Here is an 18,237-nt window from a genome sequence, read left to right as displayed (position 1 = left end):
GCCCGCCCCTCCCGCACGGCCCACGACAGGAGCACCGCCCATGTCCGCGCAGACCGGTCCGCCCGCCCCCACGCTCCCCGCGACCCTGCTCCGCTCCCGGCGCCTGGTCGAGCCCGCGCTCCGCAAGGCCGTCCAGGAGCTGCACCCGACGCCCGGCCTGATCGCCTCGCACGCCTTCGGCTGGTGCGACGAGGACGGCACGCCGACCGACGACCCGGGCAGCAAGGGGATACGTCAGGCGCTCGCCGTCCTGGGTGCGGAGGCGGTGGGCGCCGCCGGGGAGGTGGCCGTGCCGGCCGCCGTGGCGATCGAGCTGGTGCACACCTTCTCACTGATGCACGACGACATCATGGACGGGGACGAGCGGCGGCGGCACCGCGCCAGCTCGTGGAAGGCCTTCGGCACCGGGCCCGCCGTCCTGGCGGGCGACGCGCTCTTCGCCCTGGCCGTGCGCACCCTGGCCGAGGTGCCGGGCGAGCGGGGCGGGGCGGCGCTGCGGCAGCTCACGGTGACCCTGGGCGAGCTGGTGCACGGGCAGGCCGACGACCTGCTGTTCGAGACCCGGCCCTGGACCGGTCCGGGGGCCGTGGACCTCGTCGAGTACCGGGCGATGGCCGACCGCAAGACCGGTTCGCTGCTCGCGTCCGCCATGACCTTGGGTGCGGTGCTCGCCGGGGCGTCGCCGGAGGCGGTGGCCGCCCTCTCCCGGGCGATGCGCCAGTGGGGCGTCGCGTTCCAGGGGCTGGACGACCTGCTGGGCATCTGGGGCGACCCGCGGGCCACCGGGAAGCCGGTCCACGGCGATCTGCTGCGCCGCAAGAAGACCCTCCCGGTCCTCGCCGCGATGTCCCTGGACCCGGCCGTCGGCCCCCGGCTGGCCGACCTGCTGGGCGAGGAGGGACCGGCCGGGGCGGACGGCGCGCGGCGCGCGGCGGAGCTGGTCGAGGAGGCGGGCGGGCGGGAGTACGCGCTCCTGGAGGCGCGCCGGCTGCTGGACGCGGCGCGCGCGGAGCTGTACGCGGCCCCGCTCGTCCCCGCCGCCGTGGACGAGCTGGTCGCCCTATCGGAAGCCCTGCTGCGGCACGCCGGCTAGAACGGGCGCGGTGCCTCGCGCGGGTGCGGGAGCGGTACCGGTACGGCCACCGGCACCGGCACCGGCACCGGCTGCGGGGCGTCCCCCTGGAGGGAGACCGTCCGGGTCGGGGCGGGGATCGAGATGCCCTCGGTCCGGTAGCGCTGGTGCAGGCGCTTGATGAACTCGTGCTTGATCCGGTACTGGTCGCTGAACTCGCCGACGCCCAGGATCACCGTGAAGTTGATCCGCGAGTCCGCGAAGGTGTGGAAGCGCACGGCCCCTTCGTGGTCGAGCACCGCCCCGTTGATGTCGGCCATCACGCTGTCGACCACCTCCAGGGTGACCCGTTCCACGTGTTCCAGGTCGCTCTCGTACCCCACCCCGACCTGGACCAGCAGGGACAGCTTCTGCTCGGGCTGCGTGTAGTTCGTCATGTTCGTGCGGGCGAGCCGCGCGTTCGGGATGATGACCAGGTTGTTCGACAGGTTGCGCACCACGGTGTTGCGCCAGTTGATGTCGACGACGTAGCCCTCCTCGCCCCCGCTGAGCCTGATGTAGTCGCCCGGCTGCACCGTCTTCGAGGCGAGGATGTGCACGCCCGCGAAGAGGTTGGCGAGGGTGTCCTGGAGGGCCAGGGCGACGGCCAGGCCGCCCACGCCGAGGGCGGTGAGCAGCGGGGCGATGGACACGCCCATGGTTTCGAGGGCGACCAGGGCGCCCATCGCGAGGACCACGACCCGCGTGATGTTGACGAAGATCGTGGCCGATCCGGCGACGCCCGTGCGCGACTGGGCCAGCGACTGGACGAGGCCCGCGATCACCCGGGCCGTGCCGAGGGTGGCCAGCAGGATGAGCAGCGCGGTCAGGGAGTGGTTCACGAATCCCGCGATCCGCGCGGTCAGCGGGAGGGTCGAGGCGGCCACCGCGGCGCCCGCGATGAGGGCCGCGCCGGGTGCGAAGGTGCGCAGCGCGTCGACGATCAGGTCGTCGCCGCTCCAGCGGGTGCGCTCCGCGTGCCCCCGCAGCCAGCGCAGGAGGGCCCGGACGAGCAGCCCGGCGACGGCGCCCGCGGCCAGCGCGATCCCCGCGATCAGCCAGTCGTGCAGGACGAGGTCCCGGGTCACCGGCGGGCCTCCGCGACGTGCTGGGCCGGGGCGGTGGCGGGCGCCGTCGGTCGGGGTATCGCGGGGGGCGGGGGTGTCGTCACCTTGTCACCTGTCAGTTCGTCGTGGAGGCCGTCCCGTTGGGATGCGGATGTACGCATTCCGAACGGGCTGCCATCCTGCCCCATGGCCGTGGCGCACTCCGTGGCCGGGCCACCCGTCCGACGGTCCGTCAGTTCCTCATCAGGTCAGTTGTCCCGGACCCTTGACTCTCCACCCGGCAGCCGGGACCCTCGTCGCATTGTTTGCGCGGAACATGACAACAGGCGCCGCGCACCCCGCCCGCCGACCGACGACCACCGGCCGCCGACCCAAGACATGAGTGATGACCTTGACTCGACACCCGCACACCCGGCGCAGGCCGGCCCTGGTCCTGTCGTTACTGATCGCCCTGCTGGCGATGGCGCTGAGCCCGGCCTCCAGCGCCGCCGCCGCCGATCCCGGCTGGTGGAACCCGACCGCGCGGCCCGCGCCCGACTCCGGGATCGACGTCACCGGCGAGCCCTTCAAGGGCACCGACGCCCAGGGCAACGTCCGCGGCTTCGTCGACGCCCACGACCACATCATGGCCAACGAGGGCTTCGGCGGCCGTCTCATCTGCGGCAAGGCCTTCTCCGACCTGGGCGTGGCCGACGCGCTCAAGGACTGTCCGGAGCACTACCCGGACGGCTCGCTCGCGATCTTCGACTACATCACCAAGGGCGGTGACGGCAAGCACGACCCGGTGGGCTGGCCGACCTTCAAGGACTGGCCCGCCCACGACTCGCTCACCCACCAGCAGAACTACTACGCCTGGGTCGAGCGCGCCTGGCGCGGCGGCCAGCGGGTGCTCGTCAACGACCTGGTCACCAACGGGGTCATCTGCTCGGTCTACTTCTTCAAGGACCGCGGCTGCGACGAGATGACCGCCATCCGCCTGGAGGCGCAGAAGACCTACGACATGCAGGCCTACATCGACAAGATGTACGGCGGCCCGGGCAAGGGCTGGTTCCGCATCGTCACCGACTCGGCCCAGGCCCGCGACGTCGTCCAACAGGGCAAGCTGGCCGTCGTGCTGGGCGTGGAGACCTCCGAGCCCTTCGGCTGCAAGCAGATCCTGGACATCGCGCAGTGCAGCAAGGCCGACATCGACAAGGGGCTGGACGAGCTGCACGCACTCGGCGTCCGCAGCATGTTCCTGTGCCACAAGTTCGACAACGCCCTGTGCGGGGTCCGCTTCGACGAGGGCGCGCTCGGCACCGCGATCAACGTGGGCCAGTTCCTGTCGACGGGCACCTTCTGGCAGACCGAGAAGTGCGCCGGGCCGCAGCACGACAACCCGATCGGGCTGGCCCCCGCGGTCAACGCGCAGAAGGAGCTGCCGGCCGGCGTGGCGGTGCCCTCGTACGCCGCCGACGCGCAGTGCAACTCCCGCGGGCTGACCGATCTGGGCGAGTACGCCGTGCGCGGCATGATGAAGCGCAAGATGATGCTGGAGGTGGACCACATGGGCGTCAAGGCCGCGGGCCGGGCCTTCGACATCCTGGAGTCGGCCTCGTACCCGGGCGTCATCTCCTCGCACAGCTGGATGGACAGCGCCTGGACCGAGCGGCTCTACAAGCTCGGCGGGTTCGCGGCCCAGTACATGAGCGGCTCCGAGGGGTTCAGCGCCGAGGCCAAGAGCAAGGACGCCCTGCGCGACAAGTACCAGGTCGGGCTCGGCTACGGCACCGACATGAACGGGGTCGGCGGGTGGCCCGCCCCGCGCGGTGCGGGCGCGGCGAACCCGGTGACGTACCCCTTCCGCAGCGTCGACGGCGGCTCGGTCATCGACAAGCTGACGAGCGGCCAGCGCACCTGGGACTTCAACACCGACGGCGGCGCGCACTACGGCATGGTCCCGGACTGGGTCGAGGACATCCGCCACGTCGGCGGTCAGGACGTGGTGGACGACCTCTTCCGGGGCGCCGAGTCCTACCTGCGCACCTGGGGCGCCTCGGAGCGGCACCGGGCGGGGGTGAACCTCGCCTCCGGGGCGAGCGCCTCGGCCAGTTCGTCGGAGTGGAACCCCTTCTACAGCTTCGCGCCCGGCCAGGCCGTGGACGGCAACACCGGCACCCGCTGGGCCAGCGACTGGAGCGACGACCAGTGGCTCCAGATCGACCTCGGCTCCGCGAGCCTGGTCAAGCGGGTCACGCTGGACTGGGAGCGCGCCTACGGCAGGGCCTACCGGATCGAGGTCTCCACGGACGGCGCGAACTGGCAGACCGCGTGGTCCACGACGACGGGTGACGGAGGCCTGGACACCGCCCTGTTCAGCGGGGTCTCCGCCCGCTACGTCCGTGTCCACGGGGTGGGACGCGGCACCCAATGGGGTTACTCCCTGCACGAAGTCGGCGTATACAGCAGCTGACGCGATCACGTGGACGCCCCCCCCCCGCACGCCGGGGGCGGGCGTCCCCCGTGGCACCCGAACGAAGGAGACCGCCATGGCACGGATGCCGCTGGCCGAGCGTCGCCGGCAGCTGACCGCGGCCGCCATCCGCGCGATGACCCGCGACGGGGTCTCCCGGACGACCACCCGGTCCATCGCCGCCGAGGCGGGCGTGTCGCTGAGCGTCTTCCACTACTGCTTCGACTCCAAGCAGGCCCTGCTGGAGGCCGTCCTCACCACCATCAGCGACGACTACATCGGCGTCGTGCGCGAGGCGATCCGACCCCGGGCCACCCTCCACGAGACCGTACGGGCCGGATTCCGGGCCTACTGGGACCACGTGGCGGCGCACCCCGGCGAGCACATGCTCACCTACGAGCTCACGCAGTACGCGCTGCGCGAGCCCGGCTTCGAGCACCTGGCCCGGCGGCAGTACGCGCTGTACTGCGACACCTACGCCCAGCTCCTGGAAGAGCTGGGGCGGCGGATCGACTTCGAACTTCTCGTGCCCGTACCGGTGTTGGCCCGATACCTGGCCGCCATGACGGACGGGGTGACCCTGAACTTCCTCGTCCTGGGCGACGCGGCCGCCGCGGCCGACATCCTCGACATGATCACCGATCACGTCGCCGGGCTGATCCGCGAGCGCTGACCGCCGGGCGCCCGGCCGCCCCCGCGGTCAGCCGAGTACGGGGTGCACCTCCGGGTGCGCGTCCCACCAGGCGCGGTGGAAGGGGTTGTTGTCCACATTGGCCAGGTACGCCCCCGCCGCCGCCCGGTAGAAGAGCTCCGCCTGGAGGCCGGAGACCGCCGCGCGGTTCCAGGCGAGCCGGATGCGGCCCACGACCGGCTCGCCGACCAGGGGGCGCATCACCGTTCCCGGCACGGCCGGAGCGGTGGGCTGGCACAGCGAGACCGCGCGGCCCGCCGCGATCAGGTCGTACTGCATCATCCGGTCGGTGATCCGGTAGCGCAGCAGGGGCGTGAACCCGGCCTTCTCGCAGGCCTCGACCAGCGCCTCGGGCCCGCCGTCGTCGTCCTCGACCAGGGTCATCCAGGGGTCGTCGGCCAGGTCGGCGAGGTCCACGCGGGCCTGCCCGGCCAGCGGGTGCCGGTCGGACATCCGGATGCAGAAGGGCTCCCTGGGGACCAGGGTGCGGCCCGACACGCCCCCGGGCAGCGGGACTTCGTGCTCGTTGACCTCGCCGTACACGATGACGTCGTAACGGCCCGCGCCCAGCATCCGCACCAGCGCGGTCACCGAGTCCTCCAGGTCGACGGTGATCTCCCGCCCGTACAGGTCCAGGTCGGTGCGGGCGAGCAGGCCGTCGAGCAGGACGAGCATGATGCAGCCCAGCCGTAGCGGACTGTGACCGGCGATCGCGCGCGCCTCGGCGCCGAGCGCGTCCATCTCGTGCAGCACCCGACGGGCCTTGGCCAGGACGAAGTGGCCCAGCGCGGTGGGCTCCACCCCGTGCCGGCCGCGGACGAAGAGGTCACCGCCGGTGACCCCCTCGATCCGCCGGAGTTGGGCCGAGAGCGCGGGCTGGGACACGCCGAGGAGCCGGGCCGCCCCGCCCAGGCTGCCGGCTTCGGCTATCTGACAGACGGTGTGCAGGTGCCTCAACTCGAGCTGCATTGCGGCAGCTTACGCAGCGTGACGCGAGCGGCACCATAACGCGGGTCTTATGCGTGCAGGGATGTCCCAATCTCGCCATGCCCACGCCCATACTCGGCGGCGAACCGCCCGCCTGCGCACATCCCCCGCACAGCCCGCGCACAGGTACCGCACAGCCTTTGCCACGGCCTTGCACAGGCCCTGTACAGGCGGCTCACCGCCAGAACCCCCCACACACGATCGGAGTGGACTCTTGCAGCCCACCAGATGGATGGCGACCGTGGCAGCGATGGCGCTGACCACGAGTCTCGCCGGAGCGCTGGCCGGTACCGCATCGGCCTCGCAGCAATCGACACGCCAGGTCCAGCCCCCGCAGGCGAAGTCGGCGGCCCGCGCGGTCGCCGCCGCCGACGCGGCCGTCAAGAGCGGCCTCGACACCCTGGTCAACTCCCCCCAGCAGCAGTACGACCGGCGGATGGTCACGCCGTGGGTGCAGGACCTGTACTCCGTGGCCTACGAGCGCACCTACCGCGGCCTGCCCGTGGTCGGCGGCGACGCGGTGGTCCTCGCCGACGGCGAGGGCAAGGTCCGCGCCCTCCAGTCGGCCTCCACCACCGTGATCGACGTGGCGACGACCCCCTCGGTCACGGCGAAGGCCGCCGAGGCCACCTCCCGCAAGGAGCTGGTCGCCACCGACAAGGTCCTCGACGGCAGGCTCGTGGTCCGGCTCAAGGACGACCGGCCGGTGCTCGCCTGGGAGACCGTCCTGTCCGGGCGGACGGCGACCGCGCCGAGCAAGCTGCACGTCTTCGTCGACGCCCGCACCGGCAAGGTGGTCGACCGCTACGACGAGGTGGTGGCGGGCAGCGGCACCAGCAAGTGGAACGGCCCGAACCCGCTGACCATCGACACCACCGCGTCCGGGGGCACGTACTCCCTGCGCGACCCGAACCGCACCGGCCTGAGCTGCGCGGACTACAGCAGCGGCAGCGTCTTCTCCAAGTCGTCGGACTCCTGGGGCACCGGGAACCCCACGTCGAAGGAGACCGGCTGTACCGACCTCATGTTCGCCGCCCAGAAGCAGTGGGACATGCTGGGCTCCTGGCTCGGCCGCAACGGGGTCAGCGGCAACGGGCGCAGCTTCCCCGGCAAGGTGGGCCTGTCCGACCTGAACGCCTACTGGGACGGCAGCTCGGTCACCATCGGGCACAACAGCGCCAACGAGTGGATCGCCGGCGTGGACGTGGTGGCCCACGAGTACGGGCACGCCATCGACACCAACACCCCCGGCGGCACCAGCGGCCAGGAGGCCGGGCTGGGCGAGGGCACCGGAGACATCTTCGGCGCGCTGACCGAGGCGTACATCAACGAGCCGTCCCCGTACGACGTCCCGGACTACACCGTCGGCGAGATGATCAACCTCCAGGGCCGCGGTCCGATCCGGAACATGTACAACCCGCCGGCGGTCAACAACGACCCGGCCTGCTACAGCTCCTCCATACCCGGCACCGAGGTGCACGCGGCGGCCGGCCCGCTGAACCACTGGTTCTACCTGCTGGCCGAGGGCACCAACCCCGGCGGCGGCAAGCCCAACAGCAGCACCTGCAACAGCACCACGCTCACGGGCGTGGGCGTGCAGAACGCCGGCAAGATCTTCTACGGCGGCATGCTGCTCAAGACCAGCAGCATGAGCTACAAGAAGTACCGCACGGCCACGCTCAGCGCGGCCAAGTCCCTCGACCCGACCACCTGCAACCTCTTCACCCGGACCAAGGCCGCCTGGGACGCGATCAGCGTGCCCGCGCAGAGCGGTGACACCACCTGCGTCCCGAGCGGTCAGAACGACGACTTCTCGATGGCCCTGAACCCGGCCTCCGGCACCGTCCAGCAGGGTGCCTCGCTCACGACCAACGTGGCCACGAACACCACGACCGGCTCGGCCCAGCAGGTCACCCTCACCGCGACCGGGCTGCCGGCCGGGGTGAGCGCCTCCTTCAACCCGGCCACCGTGCAGTCCGGCCAGTCCTCGGTGCTGACGCTGACCGCCTCCACCTCCGCGGCGCCGGGCTCCTCCACCGTCACCGTCAAGGGCCAGGGACCGGGCCTCTCGCACACCGTCGACTACGCGCTGACCGTCGGCGGCACCACGCCGCCCGATCCCGAGCAGCCGAACATCGACGTCGCCAAGGTCCAGGCGCACCTGACCCAGCTGAACCAGATCGCCTCCCAGAACGGCGGCAACCGCCGTGCCGGCAGCGCCGGTTACACCGGGTCGGTGGCCTACATCAAGGGCAAGCTCCAGGCCGCCGGTTACACCGTCACCGAGCAGAACTGCACCTCCTGCACCTACCCGTCGAACAACCTGATCGCCGACTGGCCGGGCGGCCCCGCCGACCAGACCGTCATGTTCGGCTCGCACCTCGACAGCGTCTCCGCGGGCCCGGGCATCAACGACAACGGCTCCGGCTCGGCGACCCTGCTGGAGAACGCCCTCGTCCTGGCCCAGCGGAACCCGACCATGACCAAGCACGTGCGCTTCGCCTGGTGGACCGACGAGGAACAGGGCCTCAACGGCTCCAAGTTCTACGTGAACCAGCTGAGCAGCACCCAGAAGTCGGCCATCAAGGGCTACTACAACTTCGACATGGTCGGCTCCCCCAACGGCGGCTACTTCATCAACAACCTCAACTCCGCCACCTCGGCGCCGATGAAGGCGTACTGGACCTCGCTGAACCTCGCCCCCGAGGAGAACGTCGAGGGCCAGGGCCGCAGTGACGACTACTCCTTCCAGCAGGCGGGCATCCCGACCTCCGGCTACGCGGCCGGCGCCAGCGCCCGCAAGACCTCGGCCCAGGCCACGAAGTGGGGCGGCACCGCGAACGCCGCCTACGACTCCTGCTACCACAGCTCCTGCGACACCACGAACAACATCAGCGCCACGGTCCTGGACCGCAGCGCCGACGGCGTCGCCTACACCATCTGGAAGCAGGCCGTCGGCGGCGGCACCCCGGCACAGGACTTCTCGCTGAGCACCTCGCCCGCGGCCGGCAGCGCGAACCCCGGCGGCAGCGTCAGCTCCACCGTGAACACCACCACCGTGAGCGGCAGCCCGCAGACCCTGAACCTGACGGTCACCGGCGCGCCCACCGGCGTCACCGCCACGCTCAACCCGACCTCCGTGCAGTCCGGCAGCTCCTCGACCCTGTCCGTCCAGGTCGGCGCCGCCACCACGGCCGGCACCTACACCCTGACCATCACCGGCACCGGCACCACCAGCCACTCCACCACCTACACCCTGACCGTCGGGGGCGGCGGCGGCACCTGCACCCCGCGCCAGGTCGTCGCCAACGGCGGCTTCGAGAGCGGCACGGCCCCCTGGACCTCCACCTCGGGCGTCATCACCAACCAGGCGGGCGAAGCCCCGCACGCCGGCGCCTACATGGCGTGGCTGAACGGCTGGGGCAGCCCGCGCACCGACAGCGCGGCGCAGTCCCTGACCCTGCCCGCCGACTGCGCGACCGGCCGGCTCTCCTTCTACCTGCACATCGACACCGCCGAGACCGAGAACGTCGTCTACGACACCTTCAAGGTGTCGGTGGGCGGCCAGACCCTGGAGACGCTGTCCAACGTGAACGCGACGTCGGGCTACGTCCTGAAGACCTACGACGTCTCGCAGTTCGCGGGCCGGACGGTCACCCTCCAGTTCCAGGGGGTCGAGGACCAGTCCCTCCAGACCTCCTTCGTGGTGGACGACGTCACCCTCCAGGTGAGCTGACGCCCATCTGACCCGTCCCGCCTCCCCGCGGGACGCACGAGTGGGCGCCTGGCCGGGGCGGTTTCCCGGTCAGGCGCCTTCGTGCGTGCCGGCGCGGCTCAGGCGGTGGCCGCCGCCGCCTCGGCCATCCGGCGGCGCAGGCTCAGCGGCCGCATGTCGGTCCACACCACGTCGATGTGGTCCAGGCACTCCTGCTGCGTCCCGGACGTGCCCTCGGCGTGCCAGCCGCGCGGCAGCTCGCGGTCCAGCCGCCAGACGGAGTACTGCTCTTCCTCGTTGCGCACGACCTGGTAGCCGCTCTCACCGCTGGCACTCATCGCTTGGGCCCTCCCGCGTTCGATCGCCTCGACGCGCCCAGCCTGCCCCGGAACCGCGGGCCGCCATAGAGACAAACGCGCAGAAGCGGCGGTGTCCGGTGCTGCCCGTCCTTCCCTGGTGGCGCCCGGCCCGCCCCGGCAGGGTTCGAGGAAGCCAGGGTGACGCCGAAGACGGTACCCGGCGCGGAGTCAGTACCGCCTGGAAGGAGCCTCCGCCATGACGGACGTCCCGGAACACGTGCACCTGCCCACGGGTGGCTGGCGTTTGTGGGAGCATTTCGCCCTGCGCGGTCCCGGCTTCCCCGCCGAAGGGGTGCTGCGCATGGCGCCTCCCGGGCTCGCCGTGGCCGCCGACAAGTTCGGGCCGCGGGACCTGCTGGCCGGGCCCGAGTGGGAGGCCTTCACCGAGACCTTCGACACGGGCGCCGTGCGCACCGCCGAGCTGCTCCAGGAGATAGCCGCCGCCCCGCGCTTCCGCGCCGCGGTGGCCTGGCAGAACCGGACCGTGCTGCGCACGGGCATCGCGCCGTTCCTGAACTGGACGCCGACCGCCGCCTCCCGCACCAGCATGCCCCGCCAGCGCGAGGAGCTCGTCGCGCACTACTGGCAGCGGTTCTGCGTCAAGAACGACACCATCGGCTTCTTCGGCCCCGTCGGCTGGGGCCGCTGGGACCTCGCGAGCCACGGCATCGCCGTCGACCCGGGTACCGGACTGCTCGCCGACTCCCAGGTGTACTTCGCCAGTTGGGCCATCGACGCGCTCGCCAAGACGCTGGGCGCGGACCCGGCGATGAAGGCGTGGATCCCGCCGCGCCGGGTGTCCTTCGTCCGCGCCGAGGGCCGGACCGTGCGGCTGCCCGGCCGTCCGCCGCAGCCCATCACCGACGCCGCGCGGGCCGTGCTCGACCTGTGCGACGGGACGCGGCCGCTGGCCGCGATCGCCGCGGCCGCCGAGATCACCGAGGCGGAGGCGTCCGACACCGTCGCCTGGCTCCAGTCCAAGCGGTGGGTGCACTGGCGCCTGGAGGTGCCGAGCAGCACCTATCCCGAGCGGGAGCTGCGGGCCATCCTGGAGCGCGTCGGCGACCGGGCGCTGCGGGAGTCCGCCCTGGAGCGGCTGGACGTGCTGGAGCGCGGCCGGGACGCGGTCCAGGCGGCCGGGCTGGACGCCGAGGCGCTGGGCGAGGCGATGGGCGCGCTGGAGGCGGACTTCGCGCGGTTGACCGACACCGACGGCCAGCGAGCCAAGGGGGCGCGGACCGCGCCCTGCCGCGGGCTGGTCTACTCCGACTGCCGGCGCTCGGCGACGGCCACGCTGGGCACCGCGCTGCTCGACGAACTGACGCCGCTGGCGCAGTGCCTGACCTCGGCGCGCTGGATGACGAACCGGTTCACCGAGCGGGTGGGCGTACGGCTGCGCGAGGTGTACGAGCGGTTGCACGCGAGCGGTCCGGTGGACCTGGGCGCGATGTGGCTGGCCTGCCTGCCGTCGCCGTACGCCGAGGCGAACGCCGATCTGGACGCCATCCAGGCGCAGATGCGGGCGAAGTGGGCCCGCATCCTGGAGGTGCCCGAGGGGGCGCGCAGCGTGCGGGCGTCCTCGGCGGAGATCGCCGAGCGGGTGCGGGCCGAGTTCGAGGAGCCGGGTGCGGGCTGGTCGCTGGCCCGCTACTTCAGCCCCGACGTGCTGGTCCTGGCCGAGGACGCGGCGGCGGTGGGCCGCGGTGACTTCGCGCTCGTGCTGGGCGAGATGCACAGTGCGCTGAACACGATGGGCGCCTCGCTCTTCGTCCACCAGCACCCCGACCGGGACCAGTTGATCGCGGAGACGACCCGGGACTTCCCCGAGCCCCGGCTGCTCCCGATGCTCCCCAAGGAGCTGCCGCTGAAGTGGTCCACGCGCAGCCGGCCCTCGCTGGACCGGCCGCAGGACTACTACGTCTCGCTGGTCGACGACACGGGCGACCCGCACCGGCCGCGCACGGTGCTCAGCGCGGACGTCGCGGTGGAGGACCGGGAGGGGACCTTGACGGCGGTGCTGCCGGACGGGACCGCCTTCCCCCTGCTGGACGTCTACGCCAACACCCTGACCCAGCGGATCATGGACCGGTTCACGATCCGCCCCGAGGGGGACCACACCCCGCGGATCACCATCGACAAGATGATCGTGGCCCGCGAGACGTGGACCTTCGCGGCCGGTGAACTGACCTTCGCGGACGAGAAGTCGGAGGCCAGGCGGTACGTCCGGGCGCGCCACTGGCAGCGGGAACACGACCTGCCGCGCTTCGTGTTCGTGGTCTCCCCCACCGAACCCCGGCCGTTCTACGTGGACTTCGAGAGCCCGGTGTACCTGACGATCCTGGCCAAGGCGGCGCGCAGGCTCGCCCGCAAGGACCCGGACGCCCGGTTGAAGGTCAGCGAGATGCTGCCGACGCCGGAGCAGGCGTGGCTGACCGACGACCAGGGCAACGCCTTCACCTCGGAGCTGCGCTTCGTCGCCGTCGACCAGAGCGCCGTGGACCAGAGCGCCGTGGACCACAGCGCCGTCGACCAGAGCGCCGTGCCCGACGCGCCGGGCGAGGACGCGTGATGCGCACCTTCGTCGACGACATCGCGGCGCACGCCGCCCGCCACCCGGGCCGGGTCGCGGTCACCACCCCGGACGCGGAGCTGACGTACGCGGAGCTGGCCGCCCGGATCGAGGCGCTGGCCGCGGTGCTGCGCTTCCGGGGCGCGGGCCCCGAGGTGGTGTGCGCGGTGGCCGTGGAGCGCGGGGTGGACGCCGTGGTCGCGATGGCGGCCGTGGTGCGTTCCGGAGCCGCCTTCCTGGGCCTGGACCCGGAGCAGCCCGCGCCGCGGCTGGCGGCGCTGGTGCGCAGCGGCGGCGCCGGGATGCTGCTGTCCCGCTCCGATCTGGCGGCGCGGCTGGACCTGCCGATCGCGGGGCCGCACGTCCTGCTGGACCGGCCCGGCCCGGTCGGGGCGGGCGAGGTCCCGTCCGGGGCGGAGCCGCCGGAGCGCGGGCTCGCCTACGTCAGTCACACCTCCGGGACCACCGGGGAGCCGAGCGCGGTGCTGGTCGAGCACAGGGGTCTCGATTCGTACCTGCGCTTCGTCGCCCGCGACTACGGTCTCGGGCCGGACACGGTCGCCCTCCAGGTCGCGCCCCTGGGCTACGACGCCTCCGTGCGGGACACCTTCGCTCCGCTGCTGGCGGGCGGGCGGCTGGTCGTCGTACCGCGCTCGGCGCTGCTGCGGCCGCAGGAGTTCGGGGAGGTGGTGCGCTCCGAAGGGGTGACCGCGCTGCTGAGCGTGACCCCGTCCTTCCTGTCCTTCCTGGCCGGGCAGCCGGACGCGGCCGATCTGCTGGCCGGGCTGCGGCTGGTGGTCTCCAGCGGTGAGTCGCTGCGGCCGTTCCTGGCCGCGGGCGGCCGGGCGCTGCTCCCGGGCGCGCTGGTCAACCAGTACGGGCCCACCGAGTGCACGATGACCTCGACCCGGTACGCGGTGCCCGCCGATCCCGACACCGCGGCCGACCTGATCGGGACCCCGATCGACGGGGTCGTGGTCCGGCTGCTGGACGCGGCGCTCGCGCCGGTGCCCGAGGGGGCCGTCGGGGAGGTGTACATCGGCGGGACCGGGGTGGCCCGGGGATACCGCGGGCGGCCCGCGCGGACCGCCGAGTGCTTCGTGCCGGACCCGCTCGGACCGCCGGGCGCCCGGCTCTACCGGACCGGTGACCTGGCCCGCAGCGGCCCCGGGGGGCTCGCCTACCTGGGGCGCGGCGACCGGCAGGTGAAGATCCGGGGATACCGCGTGGACCCGGCCGAGGTGGAGGGCGCGCTGCTGGCCCACGCCGCGGTGACGGGCGCCGTGGTCACCTCGGCGACCGACGCGCAGGGGCGGGTGTTCCTGATCGCGCACGTCACCGGGGACGCCGCCGTGCCCGACACCGCCTTGCGGGCGCACCTGGGGACCACCTTGCCGCCGCACCTGATGCCGCGCCGGTTCGTCCGGCTGGCCGAACTACCCACCACCCGCGGGGGCAAGGCCGACCGGCGTGCCCTGGCCGAAAGCGGAGGCACCCGGTCATGAGCGTGACGACCATCGACACCCTGGGCCCGGCGGACGTGGACGCGGCCGTCGAGCGCCTGGCGGGCCACGTCCGGCGCACCCCGCTGCTGCCGGGGCTGGGCGCCGCGGGGCGGCGGCGCTCGGAGTGCGCGCTGCTGCTGAAGGCCGAACACCTCCAGCACAGCGGCTCGTTCAAGGTGCGCGGGGCCGCCAACGCCGTCCTGGCGCTCGGCGCGGACCGGATCGTCACCGGGTCCTCCGGGAACCACGGGATCGCGCTGGCCCGGCTCGCCGCCCCGCTGGGAGTCGAGGTCACGGTCGTGATGGCGGCCGGGGCCAGCCCGGCCAAGGCCGCGCTGATCCGGGCGCTGGGCGGGCGGATCGTGTCCGTGCCGGGCGGGGTGGCCGAGCGGGACCAGCGGGCGCTGGAGCTGGCCCGGGAGGGCGGCGCGGTCCTCGTGCCCTCCTCCGACCACGAGCTCGTGATCGCCGGGCAGGGCACGGTCGGGGCGGAGATCCTGGCCGAGGTGCCCGACGTCGAGACCGTCTACGTGCCGACCGGCGGGGGTGGGCTGCTGGCCGGGGTCTGCCTCTCCGCCCACGGGCACCGGGTCCGGGTGGTGGGCGTGGAGCCCGCCGCGACGCCCCGGTACGCCCGTTCGCTGGCGGCGGGCCGACCCGTCCGGCTGGCGCCGAGCGAGACCGTCGCCGACGGACTGCGCGCCCAGCAGCCGGGCGCGGTGACCTTCCCCGTGATCCGGGACCGGGTCGACGACCTGATCGCCGTGTCCGACGCCGAGATCCTGGCCGCCGCCGCCTTCCTGCGCCGTCGCGGGGTCGAGGCGGAACCCAGCGGCGCCGTCGCCCTGGCCGGGGCGCTGCGCGCGGGCCGTGGCGCCGGGCGCGCCGTCGCCATCGTCTCGGGCGGCAACACCACCGCGGCGCTCACCGCCGCCGCGGCCACCGAACCGTACCTAGAGGAGATCTCATGACCACGTCCCTGAACCCGATCCTGACCGGTGCCGCGCTGACGGAGCTGGTGCTCGACATCTACCGCGACACCCTGGGCGAGGCGGACCTGAACGAGGACAGCGACTTCTACGAGTGGGGCGGGGACTCGCTGACCGCGTTCCGCATCACCGCGCGGATCGAGGAGGCGGTGGGCGTCGAGGTGCCGGTCGCGCTGGTCTTCGCCTACCCCTCCCCCGCCGACCTGGCGTCCGTCGTCGACGCCGACCTCGTCCAGGCGTGAGGGGCAGACCATGAGCGAGACCTACCTGCCGGGCGGCCGCTGGCGGCTGTGGGAGCAGTTCGCGCTGCGCGGGCCGGGCTTCCCGGCCCGGGGCGTGCTGCGGCTGGCCCCGGCCGGACTGGCCGCGGCGGCCGACAAGTTCCCCGAGGGCGAGCAGCTGGCCGGGGAGGGCTGGAACGAGTTCGGCGCGCTGTTCGCCGAGGCCGCGGTGGACAACGCGCGGGCCCTGCAGGACATCGCCCGGCTGCCCGCCTTCCGGGAGGCGGTGGCCTGGCAGAACCGGCCGGTGCTGAGCTCCGGGATCGCGCCGTTCCTGAACTGGACGCCCACGGCCACGAGTCGCAGCAGCATGCCCCGCCAGCGCGAGGAGCTCGTCGCGCACTACTGGCAGCGGTTCTGCGTCAAGAACGACACCATCGGGTTCTTCGGACCCGTCGGCTGGGGCAGTTGGGACCTGGAGGGCGTGGGCCCGGAGGGCATCGCCGTCGATCCGGGGACCGGTCTGGTCGCCGACACCCAGGTGTACTTCGCCAGTTGGGCGGTCGACGCGCTCGCGGCGACGATCGGGGCCGACCCCGGGCTGCGCCAGTGGGTGGCTCCGCGCCGGGTGCCCTTCGTCCGCCTCGCGGACGTGGAGGGCGCCGCCGGGGCCGAGGTACTGGTCCCCGGCCGCCCGCCGCAGCTCGCCGGGGACGGCGCCGCGGCCGTGCTGGCCCTGTGCGACGGTGTGCGCAGCGCGCGGGAGATCGCGGCCGCACTGCCCGGTACGGACGTGGTGGCCGAGCTGGCGGGCCTGGTGTCCCGCAGGTGGGTGGTGTGGAAGCTGGAGGTGCCCGCCGACGCGCGCCCCGAGCGGTTCCTGCGCTCGTGGCTGGACCGGATGGGCGACGAGAGCGCGCGCGGGCGGGCCCTGGCCGCCCTGGACGTGCTGGAGCGCGGCCGGGACGCGGTGGCGGCCGCCACGGGTCCCGAGGCCCTGGTCGAGGCGATGACCGCCCTGGAGGGCGAGTTCGTCGCGCTGACCGAGACCGCGGCCGTCCGCGAGAAGTCGGCCGGTACGGCGCCCTGCCGGGCCCTGGTGTACTCCGACTGCCGGCGCTCGGCGAGCGCCCGGCTGGGCCGGGTGGTGCACGAGGCCCTCGCCCCGCTGGAACCGCTGCTCACCAGTGCGGGTTGGCTCACCGCCCGGCTGGCCGAGGCCGTGATGGACCGGGCGAAGCCGGTGTACGACCGCCTCGCGGAGCGCGGGCCGGTGGACCTGGCCGCCTTCTGGTTCGCCTGCATGCCGATCCTGCACGGGGCGGCGCGCACCGAAACGCAGGAGCTGCAGCGGGAGTTCCGGGAGCGTTGGGCGGCGATCCTGTCGCCGCCGCCGGACGCCCGCCGGGTCCGGCTGACGCTGGCCGACATCGCGGGGCCGGTGGCCGAGCGGTTCGGCGAGGACGCCGACCCGGTCGGGGGCGGCCGGGCGGGCGGCGTGCGGGGCGGCTGGACGGCCGCCCGCTATCTGAGCCCCGACATCATGATCGCGGCGACCGGTACGGACGCGGTGGCCCGCGGCGAGTTCGAACTCGTGCTGGGCGAGCTGCACCTGGCATCCAACACGCTGGGTTCCTCGCTCTTCGTCCACCAGCACCCCGACGCGGCCGAGTTGATCGCGCTCACCGATCGCGACCACCCGGGCCCCCGGCTGATGCCCCTGCTGCCCAAGGAACACCGCTCGCGCCTGTCGGTGCGCACCCGGCACGCCCTGGTGCGGCCCGAGGACTACCAGGTCGCGCTGGTCGACTTCACCGCCGATCCGGCCCGGGCGCGTTCGGTCCTGAGCGCCGACGTCACGGTGACCCGCGGCGAGGACGGCGAGCTGCGGGTGGTGCTGCCCGACGGCGCCGCGTTCGCGGCGGTGGACGTGTTCGCGCACGTCCTGACCACCTTGGCGATGGACCTGTTCCAGATCCTCCCGGACGACGCGGAGCACGCGCCGCGGGTGACCGTCGACCGGCTCGTGGTGGCCCGGGAGACCTGGCGGCTGCCCCAGGAGGGGATCGACTTCGCGGACGAGAAGGACGAGGCCCGCCGCTTCGTGCGGGCCCGCCGGTGGCGCGAACGGCACGGGCTGCCGCGGTTCGTGTTCGTGGTCCTGCCCACCGAGACCCGGCCGTTCTACGTCGACTTCGACAGCCCGGTGTACCTCAACATCCTGGCCAAGGCGCTGCGCAGGCTGGCCCGCAACGACCCGGACGGCCGCGCCGTGATCACCGAGATGCTGCCCAGCCCCGAGCAGGCGTGGCTGACCGACGACCGGGGCGCCGCCTACACCTCGGAGCTGCGCTTCGTGGCGGTCGACGAGGGCGACGCGCCCCGCGTCGCGGGTGGGAGCGACACCCCCTGAGCCGCGTGGTCCCGGCCGGGCTCCCCCGTGTCCGACCCGGGACCACGCACCCCCGCGGCGGGGGGGCCCCCCGGCGGGGAGGGGGGGGGGGGGGGGCGGCCCGGGGGGGTGGTACCCCCCCCCCCCCCCCCCGGGGGGGGTGGTTATTACAACAAAGC

12 protein-coding genes are annotated in these 18,237 nt (G+C 73.3%); 9 read left to right on the top strand and 3 right to left on the bottom strand.

Annotated features, from left to right (window positions below; genetic code table 11):
* Positions 1-40: 40 nt before the first annotated feature.
* Positions 41-1,093, top strand: coding sequence for a polyprenyl synthetase family protein (locus tag ACFWAR_RS15315; RefSeq protein WP_385777098.1), 1,053 nt, complete (start codon positions 41-43; stop codon positions 1,091-1,093).
* On the opposite strand, the gene ACFWAR_RS15310 is transcribed toward ACFWAR_RS15315, so the two are convergent.
* On the bottom strand, positions 1,090-2,199 hold the full coding sequence (locus tag ACFWAR_RS15310) for a mechanosensitive ion channel family protein (RefSeq protein WP_385777096.1): 1,110 nt from the start codon (positions 2,197-2,199) through the stop codon (positions 1,090-1,092). The genes ACFWAR_RS15315 and ACFWAR_RS15310 overlap by 4 nt on opposite strands.
* Positions 2,200-2,563: 364 nt before the next feature.
* Between ACFWAR_RS15310 and ACFWAR_RS15305 the strand changes: the two genes are divergently transcribed.
* On the top strand, positions 2,564-4,630 hold the full coding sequence (locus ACFWAR_RS15305) for a discoidin domain-containing protein (protein ID WP_385777094.1): 2,067 nt from the start codon (positions 2,564-2,566) through the stop codon (positions 4,628-4,630).
* Between the two features lie 76 nt (positions 4,631-4,706).
* Positions 4,707-5,303, top strand: a complete 597-nt coding sequence (locus tag ACFWAR_RS15300; RefSeq protein ID WP_385777092.1) for a TetR/AcrR family transcriptional regulator — start codon at positions 4,707-4,709, stop codon at positions 5,301-5,303.
* 27 nt (positions 5,304-5,330) lie between these two features.
* On the opposite strand, the gene ACFWAR_RS15295 is transcribed toward ACFWAR_RS15300, so the two are convergent.
* Positions 5,331-6,290 carry a LysR family transcriptional regulator gene (locus ACFWAR_RS15295; RefSeq protein ID WP_385777090.1) on the bottom strand — a complete coding sequence of 320 codons (960 nt, stop codon included), beginning with the start codon at positions 6,288-6,290 and terminating at the stop codon, positions 5,331-5,333.
* A gap of 268 nt (positions 6,291-6,558) precedes the next feature.
* Here ACFWAR_RS15295 and ACFWAR_RS15290 point away from each other — a divergent pair, with 268 nt between their 5' ends.
* Positions 6,559-10,044 carry a M28 family peptidase gene (locus ACFWAR_RS15290; protein WP_385777133.1) on the top strand — a complete coding sequence of 1,162 codons (3,486 nt, stop codon included), beginning with the start codon at positions 6,559-6,561 and terminating at the stop codon, positions 10,042-10,044.
* Between the two features lie 98 nt (positions 10,045-10,142).
* Here ACFWAR_RS15290 and ACFWAR_RS15285 read toward each other — a convergent pair whose 3' ends face one another.
* Complete coding sequence (locus ACFWAR_RS15285) at positions 10,143-10,361, bottom strand: MbtH family protein (protein ID WP_385777088.1); 219 nt, start codon at positions 10,359-10,361, stop codon at positions 10,143-10,145.
* A gap of 217 nt (positions 10,362-10,578) precedes the next feature.
* Between ACFWAR_RS15285 and ACFWAR_RS15280 the strand changes: the two genes are divergently transcribed.
* Genes ACFWAR_RS15280 through ACFWAR_RS15260 form a run of 5 tightly spaced genes read left to right on the top strand, consistent with a single transcriptional unit; the run spans position 10,579 to position 18,079 of the window.
* Positions 10,579-12,951, top strand: coding sequence for a lantibiotic dehydratase (locus tag ACFWAR_RS15280; RefSeq protein ID WP_385777086.1), 2,373 nt, complete (start codon positions 10,579-10,581; stop codon positions 12,949-12,951).
* The gene (locus ACFWAR_RS15275) at positions 12,951-14,456 is read left to right on the top strand and encodes an amino acid adenylation domain-containing protein (protein ID WP_385777084.1); all 1,506 of its coding nucleotides are present in this window, start codon (positions 12,951-12,953) and stop codon (positions 14,454-14,456) included. The genes ACFWAR_RS15280 and ACFWAR_RS15275 overlap by 1 nt, the downstream gene beginning before the upstream one ends.
* The gene (locus tag ACFWAR_RS15270; protein ID WP_385777082.1) at positions 14,453-15,427 is read left to right on the top strand and encodes a threonine/serine dehydratase; all 975 of its coding nucleotides are present in this window, start codon (positions 14,453-14,455) and stop codon (positions 15,425-15,427) included. The genes ACFWAR_RS15275 and ACFWAR_RS15270 overlap by 4 nt, the downstream gene beginning before the upstream one ends.
* Positions 15,424-15,687, top strand: coding sequence for an acyl carrier protein (locus ACFWAR_RS15265; RefSeq protein ID WP_385777080.1), 264 nt, complete (start codon positions 15,424-15,426; stop codon positions 15,685-15,687). Before ACFWAR_RS15270 ends, ACFWAR_RS15265 begins: the two co-directional genes overlap by 4 nt.
* A gap of 10 nt (positions 15,688-15,697) precedes the next feature.
* Positions 15,698-18,079 carry a lantibiotic dehydratase gene (locus ACFWAR_RS15260; protein ID WP_385777078.1) on the top strand — a complete coding sequence of 794 codons (2,382 nt, stop codon included), beginning with the start codon at positions 15,698-15,700 and terminating at the stop codon, positions 18,077-18,079.
* Positions 18,080-18,237: the final 158 nt, after the last annotated feature.

It is taken from the genome of Streptomyces sp. NPDC059917, assembly GCF_042730635.1.
GTDB lineage: Bacteria > Actinomycetota > Actinomycetes > Streptomycetales > Streptomycetaceae > Streptomyces.
This window is presented reverse-complemented; position numbering and strand designations above follow the sequence as displayed.

Bases quoted from the DNA above. Each gene is read 5' to 3' on its own strand.
- ACFWAR_RS15275 (WP_385777084.1), top strand. From the start codon at position 12,951: ATGCGCACCTTCGTCGACGACATCGCGGCGCACGCCGCCCGCCACCCG.
- ACFWAR_RS15305 (WP_385777094.1), top strand. From the start codon at position 2,564: ATGACCTTGACTCGACACCCGCACACCCGGCGCAGGCCGGCCCTGGTC.
- ACFWAR_RS15300 (WP_385777092.1), top strand. From the start codon at position 4,707: ATGGCACGGATGCCGCTGGCCGAGCGTCGCCGGCAGCTGACCGCGGCC.
- ACFWAR_RS15265 (WP_385777080.1), top strand. From the start codon at position 15,424: ATGACCACGTCCCTGAACCCGATCCTGACCGGTGCCGCGCTGACGGAG.
- ACFWAR_RS15270 (WP_385777082.1), top strand. From the start codon at position 14,453: ATGAGCGTGACGACCATCGACACCCTGGGCCCGGCGGACGTGGACGCG.
- ACFWAR_RS15315 (WP_385777098.1), top strand. From the start codon at position 41: ATGTCCGCGCAGACCGGTCCGCCCGCCCCCACGCTCCCCGCGACCCTG.
- ACFWAR_RS15260 (WP_385777078.1), top strand. From the start codon at position 15,698: ATGAGCGAGACCTACCTGCCGGGCGGCCGCTGGCGGCTGTGGGAGCAG.
- ACFWAR_RS15285 (WP_385777088.1), bottom strand. From the start codon at position 10,361: ATGAGTGCCAGCGGTGAGAGCGGCTACCAGGTCGTGCGCAACGAGGAA.
- ACFWAR_RS15290 (WP_385777133.1), top strand. From the start codon at position 6,559: ATGGCGCTGACCACGAGTCTCGCCGGAGCGCTGGCCGGTACCGCATCG.
- ACFWAR_RS15295 (WP_385777090.1), bottom strand. From the start codon at position 6,290: ATGCAGCTCGAGTTGAGGCACCTGCACACCGTCTGTCAGATAGCCGAA.
- ACFWAR_RS15280 (WP_385777086.1), top strand. From the start codon at position 10,579: ATGACGGACGTCCCGGAACACGTGCACCTGCCCACGGGTGGCTGGCGT.